Annotated in this window: 11 protein-coding genes; all 11 read right to left on the bottom strand. The window is 58.3% G+C overall.

Features of this window, described 5'->3' with window-relative positions; translation table 11 throughout:
* A complete protein-coding gene (locus JIN81_RS00915) occupies positions 1-1,467 on the bottom strand; it encodes a sulfatase family protein (protein WP_200275316.1) in 1,467 nt (488 codons plus the stop codon).
* Positions 1,468-1,514: 47 nt separating this feature from the next.
* Positions 1,515-2,876, bottom strand: coding sequence for a sulfatase family protein (locus JIN81_RS00910; RefSeq protein ID WP_200275314.1), 1,362 nt, complete (start codon positions 2,874-2,876; stop codon positions 1,515-1,517).
* Between the two features lie 25 nt (positions 2,877-2,901).
* Positions 2,902-4,302: a sulfatase family protein gene (locus tag JIN81_RS00905; RefSeq protein WP_200275312.1), complete on the bottom strand. Its 1,401-nt coding sequence runs from the start codon at positions 4,300-4,302 to the stop codon at positions 2,902-2,904.
* Between the two features lie 9 nt (positions 4,303-4,311).
* Positions 4,312-4,992 (bottom strand): GDSL-type esterase/lipase family protein, encoded by a 681-nt coding sequence (locus JIN81_RS00900; protein WP_200275310.1) that lies wholly within the window; start codon positions 4,990-4,992, stop codon positions 4,312-4,314.
* Positions 4,993-6,402 carry a sulfatase family protein gene (locus tag JIN81_RS00895; protein WP_200275308.1) on the bottom strand — a complete coding sequence of 470 codons (1,410 nt, stop codon included), beginning with the start codon at positions 6,400-6,402 and terminating at the stop codon, positions 4,993-4,995.
* 262 nt (positions 6,403-6,664) lie between these two features.
* Entirely contained in the window at positions 6,665-7,366 is a 702-nt protein-coding gene (locus JIN81_RS19395; protein WP_200275306.1) for a PEP-CTERM sorting domain-containing protein, read from the bottom strand.
* Positions 7,367-7,398: 32 nt separating this feature from the next.
* The gene (locus JIN81_RS00885) at positions 7,399-11,907 is read right to left on the bottom strand and encodes a beta strand repeat-containing protein (RefSeq protein ID WP_200275304.1); all 4,509 of its coding nucleotides are present in this window, start codon (positions 11,905-11,907) and stop codon (positions 7,399-7,401) included.
* Positions 11,908-12,183: 276 nt separating this feature from the next.
* The gene (locus JIN81_RS00880) at positions 12,184-13,635 is read right to left on the bottom strand and encodes a sulfatase family protein (RefSeq protein ID WP_200275302.1); all 1,452 of its coding nucleotides are present in this window, start codon (positions 13,633-13,635) and stop codon (positions 12,184-12,186) included.
* Positions 13,636-13,772: 137 nt separating this feature from the next.
* The gene (locus JIN81_RS00875) at positions 13,773-14,519 is read right to left on the bottom strand and encodes a PEP-CTERM sorting domain-containing protein (protein ID WP_200275299.1); all 747 of its coding nucleotides are present in this window, start codon (positions 14,517-14,519) and stop codon (positions 13,773-13,775) included.
* A gap of 243 nt (positions 14,520-14,762) precedes the next feature.
* Entirely contained in the window at positions 14,763-17,432 is a 2,670-nt protein-coding gene (locus tag JIN81_RS00870; protein WP_234044360.1) for a GH116 family glycosyl-hydrolase, read from the bottom strand.
* A 23-nt stretch (positions 17,433-17,455) separates the two neighbouring features.
* A complete protein-coding gene (locus JIN81_RS00865; RefSeq protein WP_200275288.1) occupies positions 17,456-18,691 on the bottom strand; it encodes a DUF6786 family protein in 1,236 nt (411 codons plus the stop codon).
* Positions 18,692-18,878: the final 187 nt, after the last annotated feature.

Below are 18,878 nucleotides of genomic sequence, written 5' to 3'. Positions count from 1 at the left end.
CTACTTCTTTCGCCGTGGCTTGCTTGCCGGTTTGAACTCCGATTTGCCACGGCCTTTTTCCTTATCGGACAGCTTCACCCAGTCCTGCTGCTCGTTGCTCAAAATCGGCACCTCCGGGAAGAGGGTGCCGGTCGGGCGCTGCTCGGAACCACGCTGCATGAACTCGCCGAGCTTTTCGCGGGTTGCTTCGGCCAGCGCCATCATCTCTTTCACTCGCTCCGGGTGCTGGGCGGCGACGTCCTGCTGCTCCGCTGCATCCGTCTCGAGGTTGTAGAGCTGTGGCTTCTCGAGCGGCTGCTGCTTGTTCCGCGCCCACCAGGGGATCTGGCGCTTCTCGCGCTGCAGGTGGAGCTTCCAGTCGCCAACACGGACGCACTGCAGGTTCTCGCAGTTGTAGTAGTAAAATGGCTCGTCCTCCGAACGGGCGATCTTGCCGCCCTTGAAAAGCGGAACAAGACTGACCCCATCGTAGATCCGACCCTCCGGCAATGGCTCGCCGATCAACTCGCACAGAGTCGGAAACAGGTCCATCGCGACCACGGGAACGTCCGACACCGCCGGCTGAATCGTTCCCTTCCAATAGAGGATGAAGGGCACCCGGTGCCCGCCTTCAAGCGAGACATACTTCGTGCCGCTATAGGGCTTGGTATACTTCGCCGATGTGGCTCCGTTGTCGGAGCTAAAGATCACCAAGGTGTTCTCGAGGATGCCGTTTTTCTCCAAGGCCTTCAGGATCTCGCCAATCCCCCAATCCGCCTCCTGGATGATGTCGCCGCGCACGCCGTCTTTCGACGAGCCCTTGAACTTCGGCCCCGCCTTGTAGGGCGTGTGGGGGTAGTTGTGGGCGAAGTAGATGAAGAAGGGCTGTTCCTTGAAGTCCTCGATGTGCTTCACCATCCGCTCGGTGTAGAGGGCGTTCAGTTTCTCCAACGGCGTGCTTTTGAAGATCACCTCCTTCTCATCGTAGAACGCGGAGTTGTGGCCCATGTTGTCCGGCGCGCCGTAATAGTGATCGAAGCCCTGATGGTAGTAGGAGAACTTCTCCTCCTTACCCAAGTGCCACTTGCCGACCATTGCGGTGGTGTATCCCTTCTTCTTGAACTGCTCGGCGAGGGTGACTTCATCGGGGTTCAGGCCCAAAAACCAGTGCGCCTCGCGGTTCTGGTTGATCCCCATGTAGAGCCCGGCCCGCTGGGGATACGCTCCGGTCAGGAAAGCCGCCCGCGAGGGCGAACAGATCGAGGCCGCGGTGTGGAAGTCGGTGAACCTGATGCCCTCCGCCGCCATCCGGTCGATGTTCGGGGTCTTCACCTTGGTCGCGCCATAGCAGCTCACATCGTTGTAGCCCATGTCGTCCATCAGGATGAAGATCACGTTGGGCTTCCCCTCTCGTTGCGTCTCGGCGGAAGCGGCCAGTGACAAGATTACCAATACTCCGGCCAACAAGAATGATGGTTTACGCTGCATGGTTTTACTAAAGTGAATTCTTAACAAAGGTAGGATGAAACCCAGCGCTACTTCGCACGCTTGTTGGGTTTACGGATCGTCGGCACCTTGGCCATATCGCCCACCTTCTGCCTCAGCTCGCTCATGATGTTCTCTTGTTCGGAGTTCAGACGAGTGGGATCCAAGGTGATTGGCGCATAAGGCTTGGAGACATCCGCGAAGACCGGATTCGATAGATCCAGGTTGCAGAGGTAGCGATATTCCTTGGTCCGGGCATAGACATTTGCGGGGAATTTCCCATGCCCGGAAAACCACACGTAGGCGTATGGCTTATGACGCTCGCCTCCATTGAGCGCGGGCCAAAGGCTGACCCCGTCGCCGGGATAATCTTCGGGCAGGGGGATCTGCATGACCTCGCACAGGGTCGGCAGGAAATCGGCGAAGTCGACCAATTCATCCGTCACCAGGCCTGACTTGATCTTGCCCGGCCAGCTGGCAATCAAGGGCACGCGGGTACCGGCGTCGGTCATGTTGCCCTTGTCCCCGGCGATGGCTTTCCCCTCCCAGCGGGTGACGATCGGCGTGTCCGTTCCGTTGTCACCGGTAAACAGAATCAAGGTGTTGTCGCGAATACCCAGGTCCACCAACCGGGCTTCCAGTTGACCAACGATCTTGTCCATATACGACGCCATGTCCTTGAAGTGCTTCTGCGGCCGGTTTTGATCCCCTTTGTAAGTGGTCGACCCCGGACGGGTCGGATCCCAGTCGGACGAATCCGGGGTCGGATCAAACGGGCAATGCGTCAGAATCATCGGATAATAGACGAGAAACGGCTGATCCTTGTTCGCTTCGATGAATTCACTCACAAAGTCCGCGCAGAGCTGAGGCGCGTATTCCCCATTGCCGTAATCGACCGGCTCGCCATTGAGTTCGAGTTGTGGATTCACGAAGCGCGTATCCACCCGCTTGCCTTTCACCTTCTTCTGATTTCTACGCGTGTGATTCCAGAGCAGTGATTCCTCAAAGCCGAAATGCTGCGGTGAATCCTTTTCAACCCCCAACTGCCATTTCCCCGCGATACACGTCGCATAACCGGCCTCTTGCGCCAGACGAGCAAAGGTCGTTTGACCGCGATCGAGCTCGCCGAACTTCGTGTAGTTGCGCACGTTGTACTGCCCCGTCATGATCTTCACACGCGAGGGTGTGCAAATCGGATTGGCGAAACAGTTGGTAAACCGGACCCCTTCCCCGGCCAGCCGATCCAGATTGGGCGTTTGAACCTGCTCGGCTCCATTCACTCCAATAGCTTCGTAGCCGAGGTCGTCTGCGAGAATCAGGATCACATTGGGACGACTTGTGGCCGCAAAAACGCTACTACACAGGCAAAGCGCCAGAATGAACCCGGGGATCACTGATGGAAATTTCTTCACGGGAAATGGGTAGATACCTAGAGGTTCAGTTCTTCTTTTGCTTACCAGCAGGAGCGGTCACGCCATCGTCACCCTGCTGCGTCATCCATGTGGAAATCGAGTTCTTCAACTGCTCCAGCGTTGCGGCATATTCGGGGTTACTTGCCAAATTTTCCCGCTCCCATGGATCCTTCGACAAGTCATAAAGCTGAAACTCCGGATGCTTGCGAAAGCGCTGAACCGCCGATTCCGCGGCGGTGTCTATCTCAGCCAATTCCAACCATGATTGATAGATCTGGCGCACGTGACGATCCGGCATCTTGGTGTCCTCATAGCCGTAGTCGAAGCCGTTGATCGTCCTCACGGCGAAGAGGTTGTCCGGCGTCAGGTTCCACATCAGCTTGAAGCGACCGTCGGTCACTGCGCGCGACCCGAACGGCGGCCCCTCCGGCCCGCTGTTGTAGGTGAAGAAAGCCAAGTCTCGGTGCGCTTCCGTCTCACCCCTAATCAGCGGCAACAGGCTCCGACCATCCAGACCGGCTGGAACTTTACCACACGCCGCCTCGATCAACGTCGGCAGGATGTCGCAGTACTGGGCGACGACATCCGTGACGAATCCCCCCACCCCTGGCCACTTGATCAGGCAGGCCGAACGCACGCCCCAGTCGAAATTCGTCCACTTGCCGCAGGGCATCCCGGCACCGTTCTCGTCGAGCACGATCACGACGGTATTCTCGTCGAGTCCGTGCTTCTCAAGCAGCGCCCGCGCTCTACCGACCTGGTCATCGAAGAGCCGGATCTCCGCCAGATACTCGCGGAAAAAACGGCGGGTCTCCGGGGTATCGGCGAAATGGGGTGGCAGCTTCAACTCGTCGAGTTCCCATCGCGAGGAATCGCCCGAGTCCCATGGCGCGTGGGCGTGGATCGAGCAGATGAAGAGGCAGAACGGCTGCTCGGGATCGCGCGTCATGAAGCCTTCGACCCCACCCCAGTCTTCTCCTGGCGTTCTCCTCGCGTTGCAGTTCGCCGGGAAGCCCTTCACCACTTCGAAAGGATAGACCGACTTCGGCTTGATGTGGGTCTTGCCGGTCAAGCCCACCCGGTAACCGAGCTTCTCAAGGCGCTGCACCACGCTCAAAGTGCCCTTGTTCGTCGCCTTGTGATTCTGCATGCAGCCATTCCGGTGCGGCTGGAGCCCGGTGTAGAGTTCCGCCCGCGCCGGGGCGCAGATCGCCTCCGACACAAACATGTTGGTGAAACGAATGCCCTCGTCGGCGAGCTTGTCGATGTTCGGCGAGGTGTGCGGGTTGTCCGATCCGTAACAGCCCAGGCTGGTGGCGCTGATGTCGTCCGCCAGCAGGATCACAAAATTGGGCGGAGCCGCCAGCGCGCAGACCACGAGCGTGGTAAGCGAAACGACGGTCGTTAGCAGGGTTGTTCTCATCATGCTCTCGAATCAACGGTCTTCCTTCGTGATCGCAGCCACCACAGCTTCTGCAATCCGCCCCGCCCCTGCGGCATCGGGATGCACCCCGTCGGGAAACATTTCCTTTCTGTGGCTGAGGACCGTGTAGAAGTCGATGACCTCGACGCCGGCCCGGTTGGCAACCTCGTCCACCAAGGGAATGATCTCGTTCCTGAGCACCGCATCGGTCATTCCCTTCCTGGTGACATAGATTGGAACCGGACGGCAGATCCAAACGACCGGCTTGCTCTCCAAACTCCGGAAACTCCGGATCAAATCCAAATAGTTCGGGACGAAGTTCTCTCTCTGCTTGCCGATGTTCTCCGGCCGGGAATCGTTGGTCCCCAACGCGATGATCACCACATCCGGCTGAAACTTGAGGGCCGCCCGATACTGCGGTGCCTTCCAATAGGGAGCGTGTCCCTTTTTCAGAACGGTCGCGCCATTCTTGCCGAAATTCCCGACGATCCAGGGATCTCCCAGCAAACCTTGAAGCTGGGCGGGATAGCTCTTCTCCTCCCGACTCCCGATCCCGAACCCATAGGTGATGCTGTCACCCACACAGGCGACACGGGTCGGCCGCTCTGCGAAGGCGACTTCCAGCGAAAGGAGCAAAAAACACAGCACTACCGTCGCACGCAACCGATCCTTCAACTCCTCAAGCGCCTTCATTCACTCTTTCTCCTGCGGGTTCACCAGTCCGTGTGGACGCTGGTCCGAGCCGATGACATCGATGTCCCCGATCTCTATCCGCGCGCGATCCGCCTGCTTCTTCAGTTCGTTGACCACTTCAGGATGCTGGGCGATCACGTTCTTCTTCTCCCCGACATCCCCCTCCAGATCAAACAGCAAGGGCTTCTTCAAAGTCGTGTGCACCCGCTTGCCACTGTCCTGCTTCGCCCAGTAGGGCTGATCCTTCGGTGTCCTCGGAAAATGCAGTTTCCACTTCTCGTTGCGCACCGCCTGCAGGTCCAGACCGTTGTAGTAAAAGAAAAACTCGTGCGGACTGTCCTTCGTTTTCCCGGTGAGCAACCCGCTGATGTCCTTGCCGTCGATCTTCCGATCCGTCGGCAGCTCGACGCCCGCCAGTTGGCAGAAGGTCGGCAACAGATCCATGCTCGTGATCATCGCTCCTGAAACCTGGCCGGCGGGAATCGTCCCCGGCCATTGAAAGATCCCCGGCACGCGGTGGCCGCCTTCCATGGTCACATACTTGCCACCACTCAGTGGCTTGGCCGAACCGTCCCGCGCCGGGCCGTTGTCGGAAAGGAAGACGATCAGGGTGTCGTCAGCGATCCCGGCCTCCTCGACCGCAGCTCGGACGCGCCCCACACTGTCATCGAGCTCCAGCACGAAGTCACTGTGGAGCCCCGCGCGCCCCTTGACACCCGACTTCCCCTTGAAGCTCGCGCTGGGCTCGATCGGTGTGTGGGCGATATGATGGGAGAAATAGATGAAGAATGGTTTGTCGTGCTCGCCCTTGATGAAATCCACCGCCTCATCGGTGTAAAGTTTGGTCACCTTCGTGAATTCCACATCCTTTTCCAACACCTCGCGGTTACGGTAGATCGTTCGCTCGTCGACACGATTCTTTGTGGTGACGTAGTTCCCGTGAAGTCCAAGATACTCGTCGAATCCGGCATCGAGCGGGTGCGATCCCTCCACGTAAAACCCAAGATGCCACTTGCCGATCATCTTGGTATGGTAGCCGCCCGACTTCAGCAGTTCCGCGATGGTCAGTTCCTCCGGAGCGATCCCATACTTCTCGTACTTCGGCAGAGGATGCCTCGAGATCGGATGCCCACAGCGCATCGGGTAGCGCCCGGTCAGAAGCGCCGCCCGCGATGGTCCGCAAACGTTCGCCGCCACCAGGCAGTCGGTCGAGCGGAAGCCTTCCGCCGCCATGCGATCGATCTCCGGCGTCTTCACCGGCGAGCCGTAGCAACCGAGATCCCCGTAGCCGAGGTCATCGGCAAAAATGAGGATGATGTTCGGGCGATCCTCGGCGACGAGCGAAGAGCAAGTCACCCAAAGCGACATGCATGTGGCAACCATCAAAGTGAGTTGATGCACAGGGATCATGATCGTGTTGGTTCGTCCGTCAGGCTCTCCAGTCCCACAAGGGAATGATTCCGGATGTGGTCATGGAAGCGAATCCCGCGACTCTGACCTACGGCCTCGGTAGAGTGCCCAACCAAACGGGTATCAAGGCTTCTACAAGTTTCTTCCCACTTGGGTCCCATACATGCCCGCAATCAACGGGAAGCCCGCCGATTCGATCAACAGAAATCAACGCCGATTTGAGACAAACGACACTTACTTCCGCGATTCGTCAGCACTTTACTCAAGCGGCTCTTCTGCGTCGCAGCAACAGGCAGGCCGGGCCAGCCAAGAGCATCAGCGTAATGGTTGGTTCGGGGACCTGGCCGACCTCAATCGGTGCGTCCGAATAGGCCCACTCCTTCACCAGCCCCGGGGTCCCGTCATCGTTCAAGGTCACCCTCATCCATCCATACAGGGGCGTCGTGCTTTCATCCAGCACGAAGCCGATGTAGCCATCCACACCCGAAGTGAACTGATGCGAACCGGCACCCATGTAGGAATCCGCAGGAAACGCGCCCGAAGCGCCGAAGGAAGCCACGTCCAAAGGCTGCGCACTCCCGATCGGATCTCCATCGATGAGCACGTTCAAACCAAGGCTCCCTGCAAGGTTGCTCACCGCGGACAGGTTGTCGGTCCCTCCCCCCTCTCGATAAACGTTGATGGACTCATTGTGGATCATGCCCGCGCCACCAAAGATGAAGTTCACATCCCAATCGCCGGAGGGCGGCTCGGAGTATGAAATCGTGTAGGAGTCACTCGCGGCACTCCCACTCTCCGTGGAGCCACTGGTCGTAGCGGCATTCAAGTCGATGTAGATGCCTCCGAAGTCCGTCGGTATGGCAATGTCGACCGGATCAACGTGGGTGATGGCCGCTTGCACGGTGGCTGCGAAGAGCCACGGCGCCAGGGCCGTCATCCAGCGGGTATTTTTGGGGATTTTCACAAGAGGGAGATGATGGGGATTCGCAGGTCAAATCAGTCGAGCAGGACCTCGACGCGGAAGAAGCGGGCCTTCTTCCCATTGCTGAGGACGATCGGATAACTGACTTCCACGATTTCGTAATCGGCATCGATATTCGCTACGGCTGAAGGCGTCTCGGCGCTGTTCTCCCATGAGCTCAGGTCATTACTGAACTGCACGGTATAATTCACCGAGCCGTCCTTGCGTCGCACAAACTGTGCATCGAAGTCAAGCGGGCCGTAGGTCACCGAGAGTGCAGGAGTACCAGCGGTAGGGACTGAGGGGTCGAGCGGCACCGCATCGGAAACCAGCGGATCCGTTCCAAAGGCGAACTCCAGCAGGTTGCTGAGACTGTCCGTATCGTCATTGGCGGTTGGGTCGGGAGTCGCACCGGTTGCACCTGCCCAGGTTCCAAATGGGGTCAACCCCGCTGTAAGCGTCCCGGTGGCTTCGCTGAAGGTCCACTCCACCGCTCCGTCGCGCAACGTCCACACTCCAGCATCCTCGGAAAACGAACCCAGCGAACTGTTCACGGTGAAGGTCGCACCGAAAGTCTCTGTCAGACTGGCCACATCCACGATCAGCCAGCTGTTTCCATCGGTGGAGTCAGCCCCGCTCAGGTCGAGATAAATCTCCCCGTCAAGATTGAGGGAACCAAAGCCACTGACCTGGTTGTTCACGCCATCACCCATCGGCTCGAAGAGCAGTTGACCGCCATCGGCCAGGGTCAGAGTGCCGGCTGTCACAGTGGTATCACCGCTGTAGGTGTTGATGCCGCTCAAGGTCTGCGTGCCGGTGCCCTGCTTCTCCAGTGAGTAGGCTGAGCCATCCGCCGTCGTGTCTTGAATCACACCGGAGAAGATGCCGTTTCCATCGTCGACACCGACGATCAAACCACCGCCATTGGCCACCTGGCCTCCGATTCCAAGGGTTCCCGCGCCATCCAGGGCATCAACCCGGATGGTCGTCGAGCGACCCTCGAGGGTTGCACCACCGTCCACTTGGAGATCCGAAAGGTTGCTTACCCAAGTGCCCGGAGTCGCGCCTCCGAAATTCCAAGTCCCTTCGGCAATCCAAATCAAGCCACCCGAACCCATCGCAATGTTGGAGCCAGAGGAATAGTGGTTGAATGTGTCCGGACCCGTTTTCTTGAAGGTGCCGTCGCCATCCAATTTGTAGCCGGCAGTCACCGTTGTTCCTAAACCGGTATCAATGAAGAACTCCAGAGTCGCCGGGCTGTTCACGGTATACTGCTTCGACACGCCATTCACAATGGCGGGGCGGTGCAGCACCAAGCCGCCACCCGTTGCCGTGACGCTACCTGTGTAGCTGCTGTTTCCCGTCAGCGTCAGGATACCCGTGCCCTGCTTCTCCAGGCTCATGGCACTTCCAGAGTTTTCCAAAGTACCAGCATAACTCGTCGTCGTGCTTTGGTTGACAACAAGCGCTCCTGCCGTCCGCAATCTACCTCCGTCACCTGAAAGCTCCCCAATCGTCGCGCCGCCGTTGAAGCTCAAAGAGCGGTTGGTTCCGGACGAAGCGCCTGTGAGCGAGAACGCGGCGGTGGTATTGACGGCAGCTGAGAAGGTGAGATTGTTAGCTTGGTTAACACTCTCATGGGACATCGTACCTGTGAAGCCACTCAAGTCATCCGCGATCAAAACCGAGGAAGATGGTGCAGTACCCCCCGCATTAAGTGTGCCGCTGCCGGTAATGGCTCCGTTCAAATTGAAGTTTCCTCCACCTGAAGCCTGGATCGCCGCCGTGCCGGTCACATCAATGTCATTCGCCAGATTGACGGTCCCGCCCGACTCGTAGAGCAAACCGCCATCAAGGGTGATGGTGCCCGTGCCAAGCGCTCCCGTAGTGCTCACGTTCAATGTCCCCTCACTGAGAGTCGTGCCTCCGGTGTAGGTGCTGACTCCAGTCAAAGTCTGCGCTCCCGCGCCTGTCTTCACGAGGCTCATGCCTGCCGCGCCATCGGCGATGACACCGGAATAGACGGACGTTCCTGTTCCCGGGTTCAATGTCAGCTCGGTCACTGCATCATAGCCACCGGATGTCGTCGTGAAGAGCGAGGCCAGATCCGTGCCACCGGTGAGCCCCCCTAAAGTCAGGGTCGTCACCGTGGTCTTCAGCCCGTTGGTGGCATCTCCGATTGCGCTCCCGGACGTATCCAGTGCACTGTTCTGAAGTGCCAGGCTGTTGCTTAGCTCAAGGATTCCCTCGCCTGCGGTCGTCACGCCGGAGAAGGTATTCGCTCCTGTTAGCGTGACAGTTCCCGTCCCGGTCTTCACCAGTGCGCTCGCCCCACCGATTCCGTCCGCGATTTCAGAGTTCACCGTGGTCGCAGCGTTGGCAATCACGTTCAGTTCGGTGCCAGCACTGCGCAGCACGCCGTTGCTGACCCCGTTGCCGATTGTTAGACCGCCGCTTGCCGCTTCAACAAGGAGACCGGTGAGCTCCAGAGTCTGGCTAGAGGGATCAATCGTCACCAGCCCGCCGGTAGCGGACACCTTCAGGGTATCGATTGTCGTGACAGCCGAGCCCAAGGTGAGGTCGGCCGGTGTGGAGCCCGTCCCGTCAATGACGCGCACTTGCGAGGTCGGATCATTCGAGATTACCTTGGGGCCGGATTCCAGAAGGGTCACATCCGTGTAGCCGCCGGTGTAAGCGACAATCAAGCCATCAGCCCCGTTCGTAGCGTTCGCAGCCCAGTCAGTGCCGCCCACCGTTGCCCACGCACCGAGGATTCCGTTGGTGTTGGTGTTATCGGTCGTGGCGATATTGTCCGCGCCAAAATCAATCGCAGCTCCGGATCCGGGCGTGATGGCATTCATATGCAACACCGCCGTTCCGCTACTGCGCGTCACCGACGAGGCCGTGCCGGCGCCCAACGTCGTCGAAGCCACAACTTCGCCATGGGTGCCGCCCGAGAGATCGAGTGCGCCTCCATTGAGGTTCAGTGCTGCAGCATCTGAAAGTTTGCTGGTATCGCTGGTGGCGTAATCGAGACTCAATGTGCCGCCAGAATTGACGTTAGCGACCGATTCGATGCTACCTGCCAGGGACAAGGTGCCCTCGTTCACCTGGGTGGCACCCGTGTAGGTGCTGGTGCCGCTGAGAACAAGATCACCGTCTCCGAACTTGGATAGGCCCGCGGCTCCGGTCCCAGTGATGGCACCTGAGAGCGTGATCGTTTGGCCGGAATCTGTTATGACATCAAAGTTGTTGGCACCGGTTTCCACAATGTTCACCCCACCAGACCACTCGGCACTGGTGGCACCACTGACGAGGCGAAGGATCTTGTTGGCCCCGCCATTTTGAACACGAAAGACCACGTCACTTGGAAACGTTAGTCCGTCGCCCAATTCAACGGTTGCAGTATTACTGACAAACAAATCGCCAGCGACGGTGTCACCAACGGCGTTGTTGTGCAGAAGGCGGAGGGTCGCACCATTGCCTGTTACATTTGTGTCCTTGTTGAAGCCGGTGTTGTCGCCACTGATCACAAATGTGCCATTGTTTACCAAAGTCATGTTGGCACCTGGAGAAGCAGCAACCGTCCCGGAAAAAGTGAGTGTCTGCTCAGACGTGGCGATGAGATCAAAATTCGACGCACCCGTCTCGTTGATGTCGATAATCCCCGAAATCTCAATCGAGGCAGTTGGATCGTTTGGGTCAGGCCGGATGACCTTGTTGTTCCCACCGTTGCCAATCTGGATGGTGTTGGCGACATTGACGCCGTCTGCCAGTCGCAATTGCGAGTTGGTATTGGCGACTTGAATAAGTCCAGCCCCTCCTGCGGTATCGCTCGTCAGCAAGGCGGTTCTGTTGCTGCTGATATTCAGGACGCCGGTGAAAGAGTTGTCCCCGCTCAAGGTCACAACATCAGTTCCGCGGTTGGCGGCGAGCAACAGTCGCACACTGCTGGCACCCCCATTGCTGATATCGCCTGAAAGGATCAGTGAGCCATTGCTGTCGAGAAAAAGGGATTTCTGTCCCGCGGTGCCACCGCTTCCTCCACTGATATCACCTGCAAAAGTGAGCGTACCATCCGCGCTATTATTATCAAATTCGTAGTTGGCAGCAGTCCCGTCGACACCAAGAACAATATCCGCATTGAACAGTTGGTCGTTGGTGACGGTGCTTTCCATCAAAATGACGTTGCCACCGCCACTGTAGTCGAACGTGAGGGTATCGGTGCCGACCGCACCGGCTCCAATCGTGTAGGCGGCGGCGGATGCGGTATCAAAGGTAATCGCACCGCTGTTTTGGGCCGTTCCTAGATCGATAATCGTGTTTCCATTGCCCGCGCCATTGAAAGTGACGGTGTCTGCGGTTCCAGGGACACCCGAGTCCGCCGTCCAGTTGGTAGCCGTGGCCCAGGTCGCATCCGTGTCGCCATCCCAAGTAAAATCGGCAGCTTGAGCGATGGAAGAGGTCAAGCTCGGGATGACCGCGAAGCAAAGTGACAGAATCGTCGGGCCGGAGCCAAATCGAAAGGCAGGGGTGGGTTTCATGGGTTCGGAGGGTATTTCGGGGTTTTAGAGTTTTACCGTCATCAAAACTTGAGACGAGTGCACGGCATATGGGAAAAACGGTAATAGGAGAAAATTATGCATGATGCAAAGTGAAAACATGCCATTCCGCCGCATTTTCGGGAAGCACCTGGACAATCTCAGCCATTGTCTGATCCCGGCCTCTGGGCATCAGGCGCCATGGTCAACAGGTCAGGACCCCGTGGTGGCGCCATTTCTTTCCGGCTGGTGCTGGAACCCATTTTGCTCAGATCCAGCTCAATGTGCTCTCGTGGTGAGAGGCTTTGCATCCGGCTTGTGTCCGGCAGGTCGCATGTCGTTTTTGAGCTCCGCCTCGAAGATCTTCGCCTCCGATCGCAGTTTCTCGACGAGCTCGGGATGCTCGTTGAGAAGATTTCTCTCCTCGGCCCTATCCCGATCCAAATCATACAAGGCCATCACGGGCGAACTGGAGCCTTTTCCTCGCCGGGCCTTGGCGTTTCCTTTCGCCTTGCCCAGATGCAGTTTCCACTTCCCGGAGCGCACCGCCTTGAGAGCATTGCCCTTGAAGAAAAAGAATGCCTCATGCGGCGTTTTCGCATCCTCGGTGAGGACCGGCAGGATATCCCTGCCGTCGATCACCCGGTCGGACGGAATGCCGGTGCCAGCCAGCGCGGCGAAAGTCGGCAGGAGGTCCATCGCCGTCGTCAGTTCGTCGATCGTCTGACCCGCGGGAATCTTTCCCGGCCAACGCACGACCGCCGGCACCCGCTGTCCACCTTCGAAAGTGCTCCCCTTTCCACCGGATAGCGGACCGGTCTTCCCGACCGACGGACCATTGTCGGAGGTGAAGATCACAAGCGTCTTCTCGTCGATGCCGTTCTCCTCCAGGGCATCGAGGATCTCACCCACCGACCAGTCGATCTCGCGGACCGCCTGATTGTAGATCTTGTCACGAGTGAGATAATCAATGCCTTCTTCATCACTCAACTTCGCTTTGATCGCCTCCGGAACCTCCTCCATGAACGGAGGGGACATGTGGATCGGCCGGTGGGGAATGGGATGCGGCACGTAGAGGAAGAACGGCTCGTCCTGATGCCGGACGATGAAATCAACCGCCCGCTCGGTAATCCGTTTCGTCAGGAAGTCGGCATCCGGTTCCTCCTCGATCACCTTCTCCTTTTCCATCAAGGGAAGTGGCGGGAACTTGTGCTTCTTGTTGCCGTGGAACGGATGGATGTCGTGGCTGTAGGGCAGCCCGAAAAATTCATCAAAGCCCTGACGCGTCGGAAGGAACTCCGGTTGATCGCCCAAGTGCCACTTGCCGAAAATCCCGGTCGCGTAGCCAGCTGGCTTCAACACCTCGGCGATCGTGACTTCGTCGGGATTCAGGCCATTCCTGTCCCCGGCGAGAAAGACGCCTGCGGCCAGGCCGACGCGCTTGGGATAACTCCCTGTCATCAGTGCGGCTCGTGACGGAGTGCAGACATTGCCCGCCACGTAGAAGCTGGTCAGCTTCACTCCCTCGTCCGCCATCCGGTCGATGCGCGGAGTCTGGACGTGATCACCCCCGAAACAACCGAGATCTCCGTAGCCCTGATCATCCGTGAAGATGATGACGAAATTGGGCTTCTGAGTTTCCCCACGTCCTTCGGAAGGCGCCGCTGCAGACATTCGGGGCAAAAGCAACACCGCCCCCAGAAGAACCATCTGGTTGGCGAGTTTAGGCATGGGGCGTCCAGGCATGGGAAATGGGTGGAACATGTAGAGGAGGACAGAGCAGCAGCCTACACCACTCGCCCGACCGTCGGAAAGAAACCGGGGAATGCTCGCCGGTTCCGGATCACGGAACCCGGAAGCTTCTTGCGTCAAACGCGGCGAACCCTCCGCAGAAGCAAGAGGATTCCACCAGCGCCGAAAAGCAAGGTCCCGGAAGGTTCGGGAACCGCCTTGAGAGTCAAACCTGACGCCGTGATATGACCTGCGCCGCCCACACCGGTCACGGTGATGACCAGGTTGCCACTCCCGTCCGTCTCGAGACCGGTCAAGGAGCCGTATCCGTTACCCGGGGCAATCAGGGTATTGAAGCTCTGGCCATCTGCGGACCAGTTTGCCTCGAAGTTTCCATTTCCATGACTCCAGCCACCGACCAGTTCGTAGCTCAGTGCGTCATTCAATCCAGCGAAGGTGAAGACGAAGGTGTCGGTTCCGGATTGCACAGGCCGGAAGGGGGTCCCCGTCTTGTCATTGGAGATGATGCTGTCGCCGTAAACGGTCGCGTCGGTGAACAGCCCGATACCAGCGTTCCCAGCAGCGCCGAAGTCCCAAGCGATCTGACCAGAAGAGTTCGTGAATGAAAACGAGACGTCTGGAACGATGATGTTCGAGGTGTTCAGAACCGTTCCCGACGAGAGAACCACGGTGCCTGAATCAGCCAGTCCAGCAGTCGTTTCGTTCCCTCCTACACTGAGATTGTTCCAAGCGTTATTCGGATCTGTGGAGGCCGTATCTCCAAAATCAATCCCGATGGTATCACCCAAAACAAGTGCGGCACTGGCTGTAGGCGTCAGCGCAATCGCGCCGAGAGCAGTAAGAATGCAGGGAACCATTTTCATATCTACAAAGTGGAGATCGTTCTCGGGTTGAACTCGTGCGAATCGGTTGCCTCGGACGATCCGACCCGAGTTTGGATCTTCACGCTCAGGCCTACGAGACTCAACTCAAAATTCGAAGTTTTCAGGAGCGGGCGTTAACAAGAAAGTTTGTCTTTTTTGCGATTAGATCGATTTCGATTGCGGCTCGAAATCTGATTGGCCCTAAGAGTTTCACAGCACCTACCAGACCGCCGGCCTGCTCCATCAGGAAAACATGACAGCCAGGCGCTGCCCTACCCCCAAAGTGAGTTCCTCGTCGAATCGCAGCACATGGCGACCGGACCCAAGCTCAAATGCCGCCGCAACGGGTTCACCGTCCAGTTCCACCGCGACCTCCCTTGCAGAGGTCCCCTCCACGGGGTCCAGTCCAAGCTCTTTCAGTCTCAGACTTCCATATCCCATCTCGATCCCCGCACTCAATTTCCCGCCAGCGACCTGCTGCGTGAAGCGACCCCATCCTTCCGCCGTCGTGAAGGCGGCCCGGAAGTTCTCCGGGCTCAGCTTCGGACCAAAGCCAAGCTTCCCTTCCGGTCCGTCGTAACGGTAGCCCAGGGCTGCCAGGTAGGTCCCGTAGCTGGCCATCGCGCGAGAGTAGTGGTCGCTGCACTCGATCTCGTTGTAGGGGTTGCGCCGATCCGCGGAATAACGGTCGTGGATCGCCTTCCCAATCGCCAAGCCTTCTTCCACCATGCCCTCGCGGAGCATGTGGGCGGCGACCTGCCACTCGAAGCCGGTCATGCACTCATTCAGGTATCCGGCATAATTCTTGTTGCCGCTCTTCGGTTCGATCTTCCCATGGGGGAAGCTGCACATCACCAGTCCGGCGTCGCCCGGTCCGGCATACCAGCGACCATTCGTCATGATCTTGCGGAAAGCACCGACATCCGGTGTGAAGTTGTACTTCCAGAGTGACTGGAGCGCCCTGCGTGTCTTGTCCCGCGGCAGGATTGGATCGAGCCCGACCTCATGGAGCCAGCTATCGCCCAGCACCTGATCGATGTGGCAGCCCTTGGTCGAACCGTGCATGCGCGCTTCATCGTCGGGCGGGACATGGATGAAGTAACCGAAGTCCTCGTTCCACAATTCCTTCACCATCACCGGCGCGCCCTTGGCAATGATCTTCTCGTAGCGCTCGGCCACCGCATCCTGCTTCATTTGCCGTGCCATCGTGGCGGCGGACCTGAGTGCCGCATGATAGACATTGATCAGCCAATGCACCTTGCCATGCCAGGGCTCGTCGAGGGTGTTGTGCTGGGCACCCGACAGGATACCATCCTCATCCGGATCCCAGTGCTTGATCACGCCGTCCATCGACAGCTTCACGCGCCCCCAGATACTCTCGAGGAAACGGTAGTCGGGCGTCATCTGACTCTCGCGGAGCACTCGGATGATTGTCCCACAGGTGCCATCAAGGGCGTCGTCCCGATCCCGCTTCCCTGGAACGTTGTAACGGAAACTGATCTCGCCATTCGACTTGTCAAAGCCGAGCCCATACTCGATCCGCTCACGGCATTCGCGCTCGATCACCGGGAAGATGCGTGCCAGCCCCTGCGCGTAGTTCCAAACATGGGTGCAGTTGCCCGGGCAACAGCGCACCCCTTCCTCCATGTTGTAGATGTCCTGCTTGGATCCCTGAGGAATGACCCTCTGCACGGTCTGGGTCTGCATGCAGTTGATCGGAATGAAGGCCCGCTCGAGGAACCAATACGGCAAGGTGGAGTCATACCAGGTATCGACCCACTTCTTCGTGCCGCCATAGAGAGTGGTTTCACGACTCGCCACCTGCGCCGCCGCTTCCGACGCGCTCGGCCATTGAGTCGCGTAGTGATAGCGACCCGGCGAGGTCTTGTGCCCGAAACCGGTGCCATATTTCACCACCGGGAGGCGCCAGGAAACCGCGAAGGACACGGTCTTCGACTCCCCTGGCTTCAGGCTGAACCTTCGACCCATGGAAGCCGCGTCCGACTTGCCCTGCTTCACACCAACGCCGCCATCGAAGACACCCTCGGCTCCCGGTTTCGTCTTCTCCACATCCACCAGTTCCGGCCTTCCTTCACCGAACACTCCAAGCGCCATTCCGTTGCTGTTCGGTGTTCCACCGGAGCATTCGACGGTCGCGATGTTGTCCAGCTCACGATACGCGCTGACCTTCGGCCCCTTCCTGGCGGCCACAAGATTCTGGATCCACCCGGCCAAGGCAACCTCCCGGGTCTCAGATGAATGGTTCGTCAAGGTATAGCGCATGACGACCACCGGGTAGCTCGACTCATCCCGATCGAGTGGAATGAAGGGCGTGTAGGCTTCGAGTTGCACATCCACCGGACAGTCCGCATCGGCGTAGTCGACCCGCGCCATCGGATATTGGTTGGTGAAGGTTACATCGCGAAAACCCTCTGAATTCAAGAGGTGCGTCTTGCCATTCACCTGCAGCGCGAAACCTTGCCCGGCAGGTCCCTTGGCCAGATCCGGACTCATGTAGGCCGGGCCCTTCGGGTTGTGCTTCTTGCGCTTCTGCGCGGTCAGATTCCAATACCACAGCTCCCCGTCACCACTCAGATAAACCTGCCCGGTTCCAAGCCCGTTGATCGGCATGCCGATGTAATCGACCTTGCCCGCCTTCACCGTCGTCGGCTCGCCGCGCGCGTAGAGCGTGTCGATCCACTCTTTGCTGAGTTTCTTGTCGGCCGGGATGATCTTGTCGAAGTCTTCTGCTGAAAACGGTCCGGCCATCACCTTCATGCGGCCCGCCATCAGCATGGCAGCCGTCAATCCAGAGGTCCTGATGAAGTCACGACGCCCGAAAGCCGTTCCATCACTTCCACAGCAATCTCCAGAATGCCCCACGCCGCTGCCCTTTCCTGATCGACTCATCATTCTGGAATCCTCGTGACGTTTTGTTAGAGTGCCGAATTAATCTCCTCGAGACCAGCTCCCAGCAGCTTCCTGGCAAGCGGGTCGAGGAGTGCCTCGCTCCCTTGGATGTGATAGGTCCGCTGGATGTGCTTCATCGTCTCGCCCGGCTTCAGGGCCGCGGCGGGTGAAGAAGTCTCCAGCTCGTAGAACGGTCCCAGTGGCGGTGCGCCGGGCTCCGGCGATCCATCATTGTAGGCGTTGATGACATCGCCGGCGTAGGGTTCCTTCTGGATTTCCCACATCGAATTGACGAAGCCGTTCGGCGCATCCTGGACGTTGTAGGTGACGATGTTGAGCACCTTGCCGGCGGCATCATAGCTCCCGGCAATGCCCTTGGATCGTTGTGCGGTGACACCGATCTTCCCCCGATGGGTTCCGTCTCCCTTGAAGAAGAGGATATCATCCTCAACCTTGAGGTATTCAGGTGGCACCTTGCCGAAGTAGGCATCATTCACCTTGGTGCCGAGTTCCTCCTCCGAGCCACTCTTGAAAGGAATGACGACCGTGGTCTCGGGTGATGGATTGTACATTCCAAGCAACCAGATCGAAAGCAGTCCGCTTTCAGCCTTCCACGCGTCCTCACCCGTGTTGGTGATCCGGTTGTCCGTTTCGTAGCCGACCATGCGCAGACCCTCACCGAGATCGACGCCCAATAGACTCGAAGCCGTTTCCTTGCTGATCAGCTTCACGGTGCGTTCGATTCCGATCTCAAACTTGGTGCCACTGTGGTTGATCAACTCCGCCTCGTGCTTGAACTTCGCGGATGTCGCGGACTTGTCAGTCAGTTCAAAGGGCTCCGTATCAATGACAGGCGGTGTCGCCCAGTCCGAGAACTCGAACTTGGCTCCGGGTTTGAAGAAGATGGCATACTGACCACCCTCCGGCCCGAGCCAGAAGCGCTCTTCGCCACCGAAGATGTAGATATGCTCTTCAAGCTTGCCCTTCTTCTCCTCATCGGAGAGCAGGCCCTTTTCGATCACCGGCCGATTGATCCAGCCAAAGCTCGGACCCTCCTTGAAATCATAGGTGCTCGTCATGACACGCCCCTGATAGTCCGGAGCCACCGCCACCGCTGCGTCCCCATCCTGCAAAAGCACCACCGGGGTATGCTCCTTCATGAAGCTCACATCATCCGCAAAGTCCCCTTCGGCGGAAACGCTCCCTGCTGACAGGAACAAGCTCGTTCCAGCCACACCAATTCCCACTGAATATTTTTCCATTCGATTCATAAATTCTAAGGTTTCACTCCTTTTTCCCAAGTAGCGCAACTCTCTCCACGCTGCCGCCCTTGGTCAAGCGGTTGACCGCCACCAATGAGCCTCTCCATCGTTTGTCAATGTGGTTGGCCAAACGCCCCTCCACAGTGCTTTTGAGAAGCCGGTGCCAGGTGAGAACGCTGTTGGGACC

This window comes from Haloferula rosea (genome assembly GCF_016595525.1).
GTDB lineage: Bacteria > Verrucomicrobiota > Verrucomicrobiia > Verrucomicrobiales > Akkermansiaceae > Haloferula > Haloferula rosea.
Note: the sequence above shows the minus strand (reverse complement) of the source record. Positions and strands in the feature narration are given on the sequence as shown.